Source organism: Xenorhabdus kozodoii, assembly GCF_002632875.1.
Classification (GTDB): Bacteria; Pseudomonadota; Gammaproteobacteria; order Enterobacterales; family Enterobacteriaceae; genus Xenorhabdus; species Xenorhabdus kozodoii.
Map to the genome: position 1 here is coordinate 1 of NZ_NJCX01000033.1, position 14,346 is coordinate 14,346.

Below are 14,346 nucleotides of genomic sequence, written 5' to 3' on the forward strand. Positions count from 1 at the left end.
GGTTTGGTTACGTGATGTCCTGCGCCGGTTACCCACCTGGCCGAACAACCGGCTGAATGAGCTTCTTCCCTGGCCTGAAAACCCGTTTAGCTAAATCCCCCTTTATTCTTATCTGATAAAGCAAGGTGAGATCACCGGACGGTTACGTATAATCCGCTTTCCTCGTCCTCATATTGCTCAGCGAGATTAAGCTGCGAATGCGGGAACTGATTGGGGACTATAAAAGCAACTAAAGGTAGGGAATGAGTGGCTCTTTAAAAAGCAGAAAGTCGGAAGATCACGAGGATCTTCCGGCTTAAACTATTTTTTCAAAAATTCATCAATATTTTTTTCAACATAATCAAGATAGTTAAGCATAGGATTCATATAATCACTGTACATTTCAACATACATTCTTGCTGAACCTCGTATCTCATTACGTAATAATTCATTTTTGACGATTTTTTCTTTTGTTCTTTTAAATAAATCTATCATTACTTTTAATTGATTTTTGTTGTTTTTTTTCTCATCCTCCATCCATTCGATAGCTTTATCTATTTCTGACATTAGTTTTTCTTTATCCATACCTAAACTGACCTCTTAATCTACAAACCTGACATCTTTTACCCAACTCATAGGATAATTTAAAGGTAAGATCACTTGATCAGCCCCTCCCTCTAATTTGGTGCCAGATCGAGTGAATTGCTCTTTAACCTTACCAATTTGTAATTTAGTACCTGCAGGCACAATTATTGTGGATTCATACTGCCTTGTATTTTTCCATTCAGGTAAAAGAGCAGTATCTATTTTGGCTTGAATTTTGTTTTTTGCAGGCAAGGTGGTTACAAATCCGCCATCAATTTTGGCATAACCACCAAAAGTACGGTAAAGAACAACGTCTTCTGTAGTAACCACTGTTTTATATTCATTATCTTTAAATGATTTAACCATCCAATCTGGTAATGATTCTTTTTCAACCTCACGATATGATTTGCATTGAAAATGCTTTCGCGTTCAGATCCCCTTTATTCCCAACCCCGCCAGCCAGCCCGTACGGATCTACCCAAGACACCGGATTATGCACATAGCCATACGGGTTAAAGCCCCCCGCCAGCCCAATGGGGTCAGACGAAATATACTGCCCGGTCTCCGGCGAGTAATACCGGAACCGATTGACGTATAATAATAAAGCCGGAAGATCGCGGGGATTTTCCGGTATTAAACTTCATTAAATATCTTTACATATCTCAAATAGCCCTAATAGAATGACTTGATATCTAGCTGGTTGCCACTCTCCAACAGCTAGTATGGCTATAATTTCGGTTTGATATTTATCACAAACATAAGAGATATATTCTACAGATAGATTATAATAGCTATAAGTAGTTATCGTTGATAATAATTTTTCATTAATATGTTCTATTTCATGCATTAATTGTATACGTAAATTATTATCCAGCTCTCTAAACTCTTTTAATCTTAAAACACGGAAAGTTTTATTTTCATTACAGATAGGACAGTTAATAAGGTGATCTTGTTCATAAAATCCATCTTCAAATCCATCGTAAATTTTCTCTAAATTAGAAATTCTTTGTATTCTTAGTTTCATTTTAACACCTTAATACTTCCATCGCGGACTAATTCATTAAGTTTGGATGAAAGTTCATATTGTGTACCCATACCAGGTTGTCCAAACCATGGTATTGCTTGTCCCATATCTGCTTTAATGGGTTTAACAACCTCATAAACAGTATATGGCCTATTAATATCATTGGCTGGTAATGCCCTAACTTTAAAAGGGGCACCCGCTTCGGCAACAAAGTTTCCTTTATCAATAAACTCTCCATTTTCATACCATCCTCCATAACGGTCTATTTTTGTTCCGGGTTGCAAAGTGGTAGGGGTTACATTCACAAAACCTCTGTTCGGAGGCCATGACTTCGGTGGCATCATTTTTTCTAAGGTAGTCCAGTCTTTCTTTTGAATTAATTCATAGGCTTTCCTTGCATCTGCTTCCGTTGCAAACATGCCTTCTGAACGGCCTTTAAAAGCTTCAAATGAATTTGACCCCGTTGCCGCAATTTTTGAAGTACCAGATAACCCCAGCGGGTCGATTCTATTTGCGGGATTATGCACATACCCGTAAGGGTTTGTTCCTCCCGTAAGCCCTATGGGGTCCGGCGATATGTACTGCGCGGTCTCCGGCGAAAAATATCTGAACCGATTGTAGCAAAGCCCGCTTTCCTCGTCCTCATATTGCCCCATAAACCTGAAATTGCACTGAACATGGTGATCCGGGTGATGGGAGGGCACGCCGCCCCGGTTTTGGGCGTGGCCCCAGGTGGTCAGATGTTGACCCCAGACCATCTCGCCCTGCTCATCCAGCAATTCCCGCACGGTGCCCTGGTGGTCGCTGATGGCGTAGTGCAGTTTACCCCGCTCAAAACGCGCCGCCGGCGTCAGGCTGCCCGGTTCATACAGCCAGCGCACGCGGCGTGCTTCCAGCCGGGTGCCGTCAAGCTGGTACGGGACTTCCTCAATCAGTTGATCCCCGCTCCACAGGTAATCATAACCGCCGAGTGCCTTGGGATTTTCAGGCAAATCCGGCTTGCCCGCTAACCACAACTGTAAATTAGCGGCGGTCAGTTTTCCGTCACGCTCTTTGATTTTACGAATTCTGCGGCCAAACGGGTCGTAGCAATACTGCCAGCGTGAGCCGTCCGGGGTTTCTAAGTGGGTGAGCTGGTTTTGGGTATCCCAGCGGTAGCGCCAGATTTGCGGGCGGAAGCCGTCATGTTGCTCGATTTTTTCTATCAGACGGCCGTTATCATCATACTCATATTGGGTATCGCCCCGCTGCACCACCCGCCCGGCCTGCTGGCGTTGGGTGAATTGTTCCATCGCGCCCTGCGCATCGATGGGCAAATGTTGGCTCAGGTTGCCGTTGGCATCATAACTGAACTGCTCTTCATGGGGGCGCGAACTGTCGAACAGGGTATGCAATATCTGGTCGTTGGTGTTGTAACGATAGCGGGTCTGCCCCCAGCGGCTGTCATCAATCACCCGCACATTGTGCGCCCGGTCGTATTGCCAGCTCCGGTTGACGGCGGTCGCCTGGGGCGGGAAATGTGGGTCATTTTCCGCCAGCGCTTCCCGGAAAAAGGCGCTGTCCCGCCCGGCTGACTGGTGCGCCAGCAGGCTGGTGGCGGTGTAGCGGCTGGCGAGGATAAACCCGTGGGCACTTTCGCGCACGGTTTCCCGCCCCAGTGCATCATGCCGGAGCGTCAGCGGGGCATGCTGGTTGAACTGGAAGTGGTTCAGCGCGCCTGACAGGGGGTGATAGCCAAAGTGCAAAGTGTGGCCATCCAGGCTTTCGCTGAGTGGGCGGCCGGTCAGGTTATCCCATTCGCGGCGGATTTCTCGCCCGTTGATACGCTCACAGGTTGGCAGGCCAGTGCCCTTGTCATACTCATATTCCACCACGGCATCGGCATTGGTGGCTTTCACCAGTTGCTGCCGTTTGTTGTATTCGTACGTGGTGGTGGCTTTCAGCACCCACGTCCCGGCTTCCGGCTGCCAGCTTTCTTGTCTGACCAGCAAGCCGGCAGGGGAGTAGTGCCAGCGCAGTTGCTGACCGTCGGGGTATTGCACCTGGGTGCGGCGTCCCAGTTTATCGTACTGATACGCCAGGGTACGCCCGGTAAAATCGGTTTCCCGGATGATTTGGCCGGCCGCATCCCGTTCATAACGGTAGGTCTCGCCGGTGGCGGCCGTGACCGATTGCAGGCGGGTCAGGCGGTCATAGCCAAAGCGCAGCGTGGTGCCATCCGGGCGGGTGACCTGGGTCAGCAGGTCAAAGGCGCCGTAGGTGTAGCGGGTGGTGCGGCCTTCGCCATCCGTGACCGCGACCACGCGCCGCTCACTGTCATATTCAAGTTGCTGCGTGGTGCCATCGGGCAGGGTGATTTCGGCCAGGCTGCCATTAAGGCCAGCATGGTCGTCGCTGTAGCGGTAGCGGGTCTGCTGGTGGAGGGCATCGGTCACCCCGCGCAGCCGCCCCAGCGTGTCCAGCTCCAGCCCGGTTGTTTCGCCGTCCGGTGCCGTGATGTTGGTGAGGCGTAGCTGTGGGTCGTAGGCATAGTGCCACTCGCGGCCATCGGGGAGGAGGCGCTGGCGCAGTTCACCGTGGGTGCCGTAGTGGTATTCCTCCTTGTGTCCCAATGGGTGGGTCAGCCCGGTGAGGTTGCCTTGCTCATCATAGTGAAATTTCCAGCGCTCACCGGTGGGCAGCACGCTTTCGATAAGCTGTCCCTGTTCGTCATAACCGTAAGCAAAAATGTCACCGGTGGGTAGCCTGACTTCCGTCAGCGCGCCGTCAGGGTTGTAGGCAAAGGTGGTGACATTGCCTGCGGGATCGGCTTCCCACATTTTCTGGCTGTTTTTCCACTGGCGGCGGGTGACGCGCCCCAGCGGGTCAATCTCCCGGATAACCTGCCCGTCCGGGTTATAGATGAACTGGCTTTCGCCGCCTTCCGCATCCCGATAGGTGGTGGTGCGTGTGGCATCGTCATAGCGAAAACGGTCGCACCAGTAGCCGCTGGGCGAGGCGGTGCTGAGCACGCGGCCGCGCGCATCGTAGGTCACCGACAGGTCGGTCTGGTCGGTGTCGTGCCAGCGGGTCATCCAGCCCTGCGCATTGTATTCATGCCACAGGTGGTTGTGCTGGAAGGCATCACATTCTGCCAGATAGCCCTGCGGGTCATAGCCGCAGGTGACCCAGCGCTGCGGTCGGTCGCCGTCAATCAGGTCAATCGTCCGCAGTTGCCCGTCCTGGGAGTCCAGTACCAGCCGGATGCCATCATTGCGCGTGACTTCAACCAGTTGCGCTTGTTTATCATAGATAAAGCGGATCGCATTCTGGCGGCGATCGGTGATGGCGGACAGTTTGCGGATATTGCCGATAACCTGATTAAAATGGTAAGTGAGCTGGGTTTGGCTGTCGGTCAGGCTCAGCGCGCCGTCCAGTTCGCCGGTCAGCAGGCCGTGGGGCAGGTGCTTGTTGCGGGCCAGTACGGTGTTATCCGGGGTGGGGTAGTCATAGACGACGCCGGCCGCATCCGTGTAGCGCACCTTGCGGTCGTCCAGCGCCAGTTGACGCGACCAGTCATCGGCCCATTTGGAGCCGAACAGGCCACGCGGGGTGGCGGTGGAACGGTAGGTGCGGGTCAGGGTGAGCGGCAACAGGCCGGGGATAGCGATGACCGGCCAGACCTGCAAAAAGTCCCCGGTGGCTATATCCACCGGGTCGCCAGCCCCACGGGTTTTTTCCGGGTTATTGCCTTGTTTGTCGCTGGTGGTATTTTTGGCCTGGTCCTGGGTGTGGTTTTCGGGTTTGCCAGGGGGATCCGCTGCCTGGTTTTTGCCGCTGATGCGCGCGCCCGCTTCTGGTTGACCCCCTTTTATCTTTTGTTTGACCGCCTGTTTGGCCGCCCCTTTAGCTAACCCAAGGATCCCGGTCGCCATACTGATACTGGCAGTCACCAATCCGCCGCCTTCCTGCGCTTTGTTGCTCATGGTCATTTTGACCGCGTCCAGGTTGATTTTATCCGCCGCGGCAGCCGACCATTCAGACACCTTAAGGTGCATATCCCCTAAGGTTTCCAGCCCGGCGGCCTTTAAAACACGGCCACTGACAGTGGTCATTTTGGCATAGCCCCCAGTGACCGCCTTGCCCACACCTTCGGCCAGATCAGGGACGGTATTCCACAACTCTTTTCCGGCGCCCTTTAACCCTTCTACCGGTTGATCTGCGGCTGCACTTAGCTTATCGCCCGCGTCATTCAGCCATTTTTGGGCATCGGCCTGGGTTTTATGCCACTGTTTGCTGGCGATGGCTTTGCCTTGTTGATACATCTCTCCCAGCTCAGCCCACAAGTCTTTTTCCGCGGGAGTTTCTGCTGTGGGTATGGGGTTAGCGTCGGTCGCCGGCACTTTTGCCGGGCTGGACTGACCGACAATTTTGCCCAGCGTATTGCCTTCCCCGGTCGGGCTGTCATCGCGGGCTTTGGCTGGTAAGGGGGGATTGGGTTGGGGGTATTGGGGCGTTTCTGTTTTTTCCGGTTCTTCCCATTCTTTTAGCGGAAACTCGCCGCGGTTGAATTTGTCAACGGCATCCTGTGCGGCTTTTTTAAAATACTGCGCTTCGAGTTTGGCGTTTTCGTCATTGTAATATTCATCTAATTCCGGATCGTCGCCGTAAGCGCCATAATATCGGCGGCTTTGGGGATAGAGCGTATCGACCTTGCCCAGCGCGGTTTCTGCCTCAGCCTGGGTCCGAATATGAAACTCCTCACAAAATTCTTTGCCTTCATAAACCTTGGGGGTGACAACCAACGTCGAATATTTTTCTGCCATTGTTTTTCTCCTTATGCCCCGTTCATCCAAAATTTATCGCCGTGGCGCAGTACCAGCTTGTTGCCGGCGCGCACGGTCTGGGTATGCGCTTTCGGGTGGCATTTACCGCCGACGGTGCCGCTTTTGACGCCATTGGCTACGCCGGGCTGGTCGCCGAGGGTCTGCGGGACAAAACTGTGGGCAAACACCACCACCGGCTGGCCGTTGGCGCGCACGGTATTGGCCGGGGCTGAGCTGTCCACCAGTTTTGCGACCACCGGGTAGGGGATGGGCGGCGTTGAGTTCCCCATCGGGGTTTTGCACACATCCGGCAGGATGCCGACAATCATCCAGGTGCCGGCGGTGCGGGCAATGTAGTTATCAGCCATCCTTTTTCTCCTCTTCCAGTGGTGCCAGTTTGAGTAATGGCGCATCCGGGTTAATTTCAAAGCGGGCTTCCGCCACCCGCACCGGCAGGCCGGTGTTGAAATGCAGCCGGTGGGTCAGGTGGACGGTCATCGCATCGCTGTCAATCAGCAAGGTATCGAGGCGCATCGGCACCGGCAGTAACACGCCGTTGTGCATCCGCAGCAGGAGAAACGGACGGTGCCCCGGCAGGCGGACATGCAGGTGACCGTCCGGGGTCAGACCACTCAGGGTGAGGGTGATATCGGTCTCCGGCCAGTCAATTTGCTGGTCAGCCGGGGCGCCGTTCCAGTAGCCGAAGTCAAAATCTTTCGGCAGGTAAGGATGGCGGTGTTCAAGCCAGTTATCATCGTAAGTACCCGCGAGTGCACGACGGGGCAGCCACGGACGCCCGATAAAGCCCATCCCCTGTGGCTGGCAGGCTGGCGTATCGGAGGGTAATGTGCCATTCAATTGAGCGGTAAAATGCTCAATAGTAAACGGCGCATCCGATCGGGTAATACGTGGTGCAGGATAGCGGGTAAGTTGTTTAGCTTCGGCATACCACGGGGTGATAAACCCAATCCCCAGCGGATTGGTTTCGCAGGTGGAGTGGGCGAGGGGCGCGTTTTCACCGTCAGGATGTTGCTGGCGTTGTGCGGCGGTCAGGCGAGCAGATTCTTTTAGACGCGGGCTGGCTTCATCATTGGCGTAAATTTTGCACTCGCCGCCAAAGGCGTAGCGGTAATCCAGTGGCAGGGAAGTAAAGGGTTTTGGCTCACTCAGTTGCCAGTGCCCGTCACTCTCGCGAATAAATGCCCGTTCACCGCTGATGGTGAGGGTTTTATCGAGCAAAGTTTGCCCTTGTTGGCTCTGTACCAGCAACCGCACCGGGAATGCGGTACAGGGCTGACCGGCCGGCGCATACGCCGTGCCATTGACAATCACGTCACAGCGCGGTTTAAACGGCGCGAGGTCGCTTTCCTGCAAGACCGACGAGGCATTCATCGCCCCGCGATATTCATCCTGTAAGCACAGCGGCGGCGCAGGCAGCAGTTCAGCCGTGTACTCCCCCGGTTCGGTGGGCAGGAGCTGGTAGCCGATTTTCATCACCGCGACGTGATGCTCAGTATCGTCGGTGTCGAGCATCGAATAATTCATGACCGCAAACGGGGTCAGGTTACGAAATTCCATCTCAGGGGATCCTTTTAGTTCAGGTCGATATCTTTCCCGGTGATTTGTACCGCGCCGCTGGCCTCAAACTTGAACTCGCTGCCCTGTATCGTGATTTTGCCGGCACTGTCCATGCGCAACACACTCGCGCCGCAGCGCAGCTCAATCACGTCGCCGGCCGTGATGGCAAGGGTATTGCCAACGTTGACCTGCTGGTGTGTCCCGACCGTGATAATGTAGTCCTTGCCCGTGGTGAGTGTGCGCACCTCATGCACCGTTTCCGTGCTGTTAAGGGTGACCGTTTCCTCTTTGTTCTCATTGACCAGGATGGCCTGGTTTTTCTCCACGGTTTCGCGATGGTTGGCGAGCACATGGGTATCGCGGTTGTTGAGCACCAGGGTCGTCATGTCTTTTTGTGCATGGAGCGATAGCCGCTCACTGCCTTTTGCATCCTCAAACAGCAGTTCGTTGTAGCCCTCGCCCTTGTGGGTTTTGGAGCGGAAGGCCATCTGGGTTTTGCTGCCCGGCAAAGCGCCCGGCGGGATATTGCTGGCGTGGTAGGTGCGCCCGGTCACGATGGGCTGGTCCGGGTCGCCGTGCAGAAAATCCACCACCACTTCCTGCCCGATACGTGGGATGGCGAGCATGCCCCAGCCCTGCCCCGCCCACGGCTGGCTGACCCGTATCCAGCAGGAGCTTTGGTCGTCGCTGCGCCCGTAGCGATCCCACGGAAATTGCAGGCGCACCCGCCCGTACTTATCGCAAAAGATTTCCTCGCCGGCCGGGCCTACTACCTTGGCGATTTGCGGGCCATCAATCACCGGTTTGGGTAACGGTGCCGGGCGCCAGTTCTGGTTTTGGCGGATGAAACTGAACTGGCTGTGCAACGTCGTGCCGGTGCCGGAAGTGGCGGTTTCCAGTGCCTGCGGCTGGCTGCCGCTGTGGTGGGTGGAAACGGTTTGCCATGACCGATTCAGGTCTGCCCGTGGATGGTTATCGAGGATGAACAATTTGCCCGGTTGCAGGGCAATGGCGTTGCCGCTGCCCTGTCCGGTCACGGCATCGCTGCGCAGTGCCTCCAGACGGTAGCGGGTGAACGCCTTGCCGTGGGCCTCATCCTTGAAGCGCCCCGGATAGTCGTAGTGCTCGTAGTACACCTGTTGCAGGTTTTCATCCCGTATCTGCTGGCGAAATTCCGCCGGCCAGGCCGGATTCTTGAAGGTGTAATCTTTTAGTTGCACCTGCGCCGGCCGCACCTGGGCGCTGTGGGTCAGGCTGCTGACGGCGGGTTCCCCCAGTGTGCTGCCGTCACCCGGCTGATACGATAGCGAGAGACCCGGCGGCACTGAGCCGCCATCGTCGGCGAACACCAGCGTGTTGCGCCCGTTACTGCATTCGAAGAAGTAGAAAATCCCCTCTTCCGCGGTCAGCCGTTGCAGGAAATTGAAGTCGCTTTCCTGATACTGGACGCAGAATTCGCGCGCCGGGTGCGGGTGGCGCAGGTTGAACACCACGTCGCGGATATGGTGCTCCTTGAGGATTTTGGTGATGATGTCGGTGATGTTGAGCTGCTGGAAGATGCGCGAGTTCTGCCGCAGGGTGGTGCGCCACAGGTCGGGGCGGATGCTCATCCGGTAGGGGGTCTGGTGTAAGCCGGTGTTGCCCTGCTCAAAGCGGGTGACGATACCGGTGATGCTGCGCTGTTCGATACCGTTTTGCAAAATGGTCAGCGTCGCCGTGCGGTCAAGCACCAGCGGGAAATCAATGGCGGAGTCGGCGCTCGCCAGCCCCACATCCAGCGCGAAGGGGCGCGAGAAGTGTTCGGTCAGGCTGAAATCGGTGACGACAAAGGTCGAGGCCGGCAGGCTACCCGCGGTCAGGGTGAACAGCAGGCCGCTGGGGTCGCTGCCGCCCAGTCCCAGTTTTTGCCCCAGTTGCTGCAGAATGTTGCCTGCCCCCAGATTACCCGCCGCGGCTTTGGCGGCCAGCCCCGGTGCGCCAAGTGCCTTGCTTGCCCCGCCGGAAAACCCCCCGCCGTTGATCAGGCTTCCGGCACCGAGGCTCCCAACCGCCTTGCCTGCTTTCCCGGCAAAGCCTCCACCCATGCCACTGATCAGACTACCCGCGGCATTGCTGCCCGTCCCCGTCAGCAGCCCTTTGGCCTGTTTCGCCCGCTGGGTGACTTGCTGCCCCTGTTCCAACAGCGCTTTTCCTTTCTTTAATTTGCTGAGGTGCTTTTTCACTGACATGGTCTATCTCCCTGAAATGATAACGGAACGTGATGAAATAGGCTATTCCGCTTGATCGCCACGCAGGCCACTGCATTCGGGCACAAGATTGACATCTCATTCACATTGTCCCTGACCAATGGGGTAATTAAGGGCGCAAGACGCTGCCTGATAAGTTGAAGGGACGTTGTTATCCGAATGCATCGGCTCATTCGTGCGGAATCAAATGGGGGGAAATAATAAATAACGGACAAATAAAACCCAAATTTACTTAAGAGAAATTAACCGTTACCGCCAGCAAGGGCAGGATGAAAAGTTAAAATCATTGCGTCATTGGTGCAATGCACTGTGTTTTTATCTCTGGTTAACGGATTGTTTTGGGTGATTTGAATACAGGTGAAAGGCTGTTTTTTCAACATGTTGATTTAATTATAAAAATCAAATATCCACTGTCATTAATAGCATGATCATTTTCATTTTATGATCGTGATCGCAAAAATTGGGTTTGCTGAACGTCGTTTTATTATCGAATTGGGTGACCGCTTGGACGGTCACCTAATACAGACTCGTTTTGGTATGACTGAATTTTATCGTTATTGATTCAATAACAACTGCTTCTCATCTTCCCGTTGGGCATTTTCCGCCAGCATCTTAAAATCCTTCACTGTCCAATATTGCTTTGGAACAGGAAGATCCTTCATCTCATGAGTTGGCCATAGCTGGAATTCAGCCAGTTTATCCAACGAAACCTGTTGGTAATGCTCAGGCAGAGACAGGCGCAAGGCAACCTTTTCTTTACCAAAAGGCATTAATGGGTAGCGGTTGTCCTGAGTAGCATAATTTCGGTGTAGTACCAGAAACTTCTCAGGAACACGTTGATAGCTGTTCCACCACACACCATCTACGCTGTCAAACATCGCCTTGGTGCCGGATTTGGGATAATCGCCGAGTTCATGCAACGCCATCGGCAAGATCTTAGCCATTGAAGCCGAAAAATCCGCCACAGAAGAAGCGTGGCCTTTTAGGATCAGCGTCAACGTTAATCGTGCGCCCAGCAGGTTTGAATAGAGATCTTCCGGGGAAAAAGCCGAAATGCCTTCTGAAAATCCAGGGACTGATTGATAGCCATACCATTGGGCGATTTCATGCCAGGCTGCGAGCTGGAAAGCGAGTCTGGCCGCCAGATAGGCACTTAGCGTATAGCGTTTAGCCGGATCTTCCGGCGGCGTAAAAACAAAAAAGTGGATCTTACGCGCGGCCAGCTCATTACTGAGGGTTAATTCCCACGCTTGACCAAGGTGGGCGTAAATCTGGCTGAACAGATAGAGGGTATAGTCTGCGGTATCCCTCACATGGGAGATATCAATAAACCCGCCCTTGTGGGTATAGAGCAGCCCCACTTTTTCATTGCTTACCCCGAATAAGGCGGCACTGGCACCGATAACACTGTTATTGTAGTGATGCTCGCCCAATTTGTCGGCTTCTACAATATTGTCGATATCAAAGAAGGGAATAGGGACACCCCAGAGTTGGGCTTTAAGGTTATAACCAAAAGCACAACACGCCCTTAAACCTTCCGGTGGGGCAATGGGGGGCAAGGCTGCCCAATTCTTCGGTGATTGTTCGTGAGTATCACTCACAAGGACGGGTTTTATCGGTTCAACGGGTTGGGGTTGAGTTTGGCATGCCGCCAGTAAAAAACCGAGGCAGAGTGTGACGAATAATCTCAAAACGCTTCCCCAACCTGAAAATAGAACCCTGTGCTGTCTTTACCAACACCAAAATCTAATCTGATGTTCATGCGTGGCTTGAACTCGAAACGATAGCCCACCCCCACCGAAGGGAGCCAATGTTTTGTCCCCAACTGCGAGGGGGAATCTCCCAGTGTACCGGCGCCTATCCAGGCAACCACACCGTGGCGCCAGTCAAGTTTATGCCGTAGCTCTAGCTGTGTTGTGAACATATTGTTGTCACGATAACGCCCTTCGTAGTAGCCGCGCATCCGTTGGCCGTTGCCAAGCAGGGAGAGCTGGTTCCACGGCACATCACCTGCGCTGAAACGGGCGTAGTTATCCAAGGCCAGAACCGTCTTTTCAGATAACGGGTAATAGGTCGAGAACTGGAGCTGTGTGGTATGGAAATGGTGATCGCTGCCCAATTCCGGGGAGAAATAGGTATAAACGGCCTCAAATACCTGTCCGTGGCGCGCATTGGGTAAAAAATCCCGCGTGTCATAAATGAAGTGGGCGCTGACACCGGAACTGACCACAGAGCGACCCCCGACGGACTGGGCAAAATACCGTTTTGCACCGCTATCGGGATCACTGGCATGGACGGAGGAGAAATTCCAGCCTAATCCCATATAGGTGGCATCAGTGATGCGATAAAGAAGTCGCGGATGAATAGCAAATTCCTGCGAACGGTACTTCTCTTTGTTGCTGTCATGTTGACCAGCACGATAACCTTTGCCCCAATAGTACGTTGGGGTGTTATTGAGTGTACCGGAGACAAATAACCGCCATTGGTCATTGGCGAGAAAATTGTAATTGGTAAAATTCAGGCCAAACGCGCCGGTAGATGAACTAAAGCCACTGAGTCCCAATGAAGAGTTTTGGCTAACGCGATCTAAACGGTCAGGACGATACAAACCGACCACCGCCACCCCCATCCCTATCCCCATTTCAGGGGTGTAGAAAGGGCCAGGCAATACGCCCCAGTCAATGGTTTTGTGGTCATCAAAATGGTTACTGCCGCCTAATTGGTTTAACCAACCATCCATTTTTTGCCGATCAGGCAGGATATTGGCGTGGGCCGATGAAGCGGTAAAAATAAACAGGCTGGAAATTACCAGCCTTTTGAATGTTGCAAGGTCAAACATCAGAAACGGAACTCACCGGAAATAAAGAAGCTGTTTCTGTTGCCAAAACCGACTTCTGACAGGATATTGAAATTACGGGTAATTTCGACACGGGCACCGATGGTATTGTTCCATTTGTGGGCAAGGTGTTGTTTTACATCGAACGACATATCAGGGTCGCCTTCAAGGATGCCTCCAACTAATGCTCCTAGCGGTCCGGTCATATTTATATTCGCGACCTTGCCTTTAAAGCGCTGAGTAATATCTTGATACATGGCACCAGTCCAAACTTGAACTTTCGTATTACCTTGCCCTGTAAATAATGGCTGGAATGTAAATTCATAGCCAATTCTAGGGGTTATAACAAGGGCTTTAATACCCCCATCTAAAATATCTAAATTGGTTTGCGTATAGTTTGCATCTAATGTTGCAAAAAATTGGTTATAACCGCCAGCTAATGTAATACCTCCACCATAGGTTTTACCTTTAAAATCTAGAGTGAAAGGAATATCTCGGAACATAGGAATGCCACTAAATATCACGTTTTCAATATTAGTTTGAGATGAACCTTTTGTTTTTCCATATACACCGTAAACATTTAAAAATGGCAGAACCCATGTATCTAGCTTAAGCATATGCGTTTCAGTGCGTTCACGAGTTTTCCCGGCTGTGATTGCAGTAGATTTTTGTGTGTCAGGATTTTCAGGCATAATAAACCCGATTTGATCCACAACAATATCCTGTCGCAGATTCATATAACTGTAACTCGCACCAAACGGTTCAGGCAGATCGTAGCCTTTTGCTCGTGCAGCATCCCCCCAAATTGGTAGGATACGAGATTCAGACTTGGTCGTTTGGGATAAGCTACCGTCATTATTCATTTGCTGAGCGCCAGATTCCGACATCGTTAATGAAAAAAGCGGGCGATCACTCTCTGCATAACTGTATGAGGCGGCAAGGCACAGCGTCGCGGCTAACAATTTGCTGGTGTTAGTGAAATTCATAAGTAAATTTGCTTCCTATTTTTGCTATTTGTTTATCTATAATATTTTTTGTCTAAAAAATGAACATCTTAAGACGGAAAGGCGCGTAGATTAGCATAGGTTTTTTTGGCAATCATCAACCAATTATGCTTTTAGATGGAATGTTGTGCGATTTGGAATGTTTATTTTATTTATCTCAAACAAATCGAATTTTATTTTAAATATATGGGTAAATATAATGAATATTGTAGTTATTTTTTATGGTGATTGGGATTTTAGCTAATTGAAATATCAGGAAATCGCTTGGAAAGGTTTTTATCCCCGTATC

Annotated in this window: 11 protein-coding genes and 1 pseudogene; 1 reads left to right on the plus strand and 11 read right to left on the minus strand. The window is 52.2% G+C overall.

All coding sequences use genetic code 11. The features are described 5' to 3' along the window. Positions 1-94: transposase domain-containing protein (locus Xkoz_RS26320; RefSeq protein ID WP_141554436.1), on the plus strand; the 94-nt coding region annotated here is incomplete at its 5' end. Between the two features lie 206 nt (positions 95-300). On the opposite strand, the gene Xkoz_RS17125 is transcribed toward Xkoz_RS26320, so the two are convergent. The 11 genes and pseudogenes from Xkoz_RS17125 to Xkoz_RS17175 all read right to left on the minus strand — a co-directional run bounded on the left by Xkoz_RS17125 (position 301) and on the right by Xkoz_RS17175 (position 14,039). Further along, positions 301-564, minus strand: a complete 264-nt coding sequence (locus tag Xkoz_RS17125) for a hypothetical protein (protein WP_099143201.1) — start codon at positions 562-564, stop codon at positions 301-303. Between the two features lie 15 nt (positions 565-579). Further along, complete coding sequence (locus tag Xkoz_RS17130) at positions 580-930, minus strand: hypothetical protein (protein ID WP_099143202.1); 351 nt, start codon at positions 928-930, stop codon at positions 580-582. A 91-nt stretch (positions 931-1,021) separates the two neighbouring features. Next, a pseudogene (locus Xkoz_RS26325) lies at positions 1,022-1,162 on the minus strand (RHS repeat-associated core domain-containing protein); the annotation flags it as partial. A 45-nt stretch (positions 1,163-1,207) separates the two neighbouring features. Then, on the minus strand, positions 1,208-1,588 hold the full coding sequence (locus Xkoz_RS17140) for a hypothetical protein (RefSeq protein ID WP_099143204.1): 381 nt from the start codon (positions 1,586-1,588) through the stop codon (positions 1,208-1,210). Next, entirely contained in the window at positions 1,585-6,393 is a 4,809-nt protein-coding gene (locus tag Xkoz_RS17145; RefSeq protein WP_099143205.1) for a glycohydrolase toxin TNT-related protein, read from the minus strand. Before Xkoz_RS17145 ends, Xkoz_RS17140 begins: the two co-directional genes overlap by 4 nt. Before the next feature lie 11 nt (positions 6,394-6,404). Beyond that, on the minus strand, positions 6,405-6,761 hold the full coding sequence (locus tag Xkoz_RS17150; protein ID WP_099143206.1) for a DUF4150 domain-containing protein: 357 nt from the start codon (positions 6,759-6,761) through the stop codon (positions 6,405-6,407). Beyond that, positions 6,754-7,971, minus strand: coding sequence for a DUF2169 family type VI secretion system accessory protein (locus Xkoz_RS17155; protein ID WP_099143207.1), 1,218 nt, complete (start codon positions 7,969-7,971; stop codon positions 6,754-6,756). Before Xkoz_RS17155 ends, Xkoz_RS17150 begins: the two co-directional genes overlap by 8 nt. Positions 7,972-7,985: 14 nt before the next feature. Next, the gene (locus Xkoz_RS17160; protein WP_099143208.1) at positions 7,986-10,199 is read right to left on the minus strand and encodes a type VI secretion system Vgr family protein; all 2,214 of its coding nucleotides are present in this window, start codon (positions 10,197-10,199) and stop codon (positions 7,986-7,988) included. Between the two features lie 572 nt (positions 10,200-10,771). Further along, positions 10,772-11,908, minus strand: coding sequence for a DUF4056 domain-containing protein (locus tag Xkoz_RS17165; RefSeq protein WP_099143209.1), 1,137 nt, complete (start codon positions 11,906-11,908; stop codon positions 10,772-10,774). Then, positions 11,905-13,056: a BamA/TamA family outer membrane protein gene (locus tag Xkoz_RS17170; protein WP_099143210.1), complete on the minus strand. Its 1,152-nt coding sequence runs from the start codon at positions 13,054-13,056 to the stop codon at positions 11,905-11,907. The genes Xkoz_RS17165 and Xkoz_RS17170 overlap by 4 nt, the downstream gene beginning before the upstream one ends. After that, complete coding sequence (locus Xkoz_RS17175; RefSeq protein WP_099143211.1) at positions 13,056-14,039, minus strand: hypothetical protein; 984 nt, start codon at positions 14,037-14,039, stop codon at positions 13,056-13,058. Before Xkoz_RS17175 ends, Xkoz_RS17170 begins: the two co-directional genes overlap by 1 nt. Positions 14,040-14,346 lie beyond the last annotated feature (307 nt).

Bases quoted from the DNA above. Each gene is read 5' to 3' on its own strand.
- Xkoz_RS17125 (WP_099143201.1), bottom strand. From the start codon at position 564: ATGGATAAAGAAAAACTAATGTCAGAAATAGATAAAGCTATCGAATGG.
- Xkoz_RS17130 (WP_099143202.1), bottom strand. From the start codon at position 930: ATGGTTAAATCATTTAAAGATAATGAATATAAAACAGTGGTTACTACA.
- Xkoz_RS17140 (WP_099143204.1), bottom strand. From the start codon at position 1,588: ATGAAACTAAGAATACAAAGAATTTCTAATTTAGAGAAAATTTACGAT.
- Xkoz_RS17145 (WP_099143205.1), bottom strand. From the start codon at position 6,393: ATGGCAGAAAAATATTCGACGTTGGTTGTCACCCCCAAGGTTTATGAA.
- Xkoz_RS17150 (WP_099143206.1), bottom strand. From the start codon at position 6,761: ATGGCTGATAACTACATTGCCCGCACCGCCGGCACCTGGATGATTGTC.
- Xkoz_RS17155 (WP_099143207.1), bottom strand. From the start codon at position 7,971: ATGGAATTTCGTAACCTGACCCCGTTTGCGGTCATGAATTATTCGATG.
- Xkoz_RS17160 (WP_099143208.1), bottom strand. From the start codon at position 10,199: ATGTCAGTGAAAAAGCACCTCAGCAAATTAAAGAAAGGAAAAGCGCTG.
- Xkoz_RS17170 (WP_099143210.1), bottom strand. From the start codon at position 13,056: ATGTTTGACCTTGCAACATTCAAAAGGCTGGTAATTTCCAGCCTGTTT.
- Xkoz_RS17175 (WP_099143211.1), bottom strand. From the start codon at position 14,039: ATGAATTTCACTAACACCAGCAAATTGTTAGCCGCGACGCTGTGCCTT.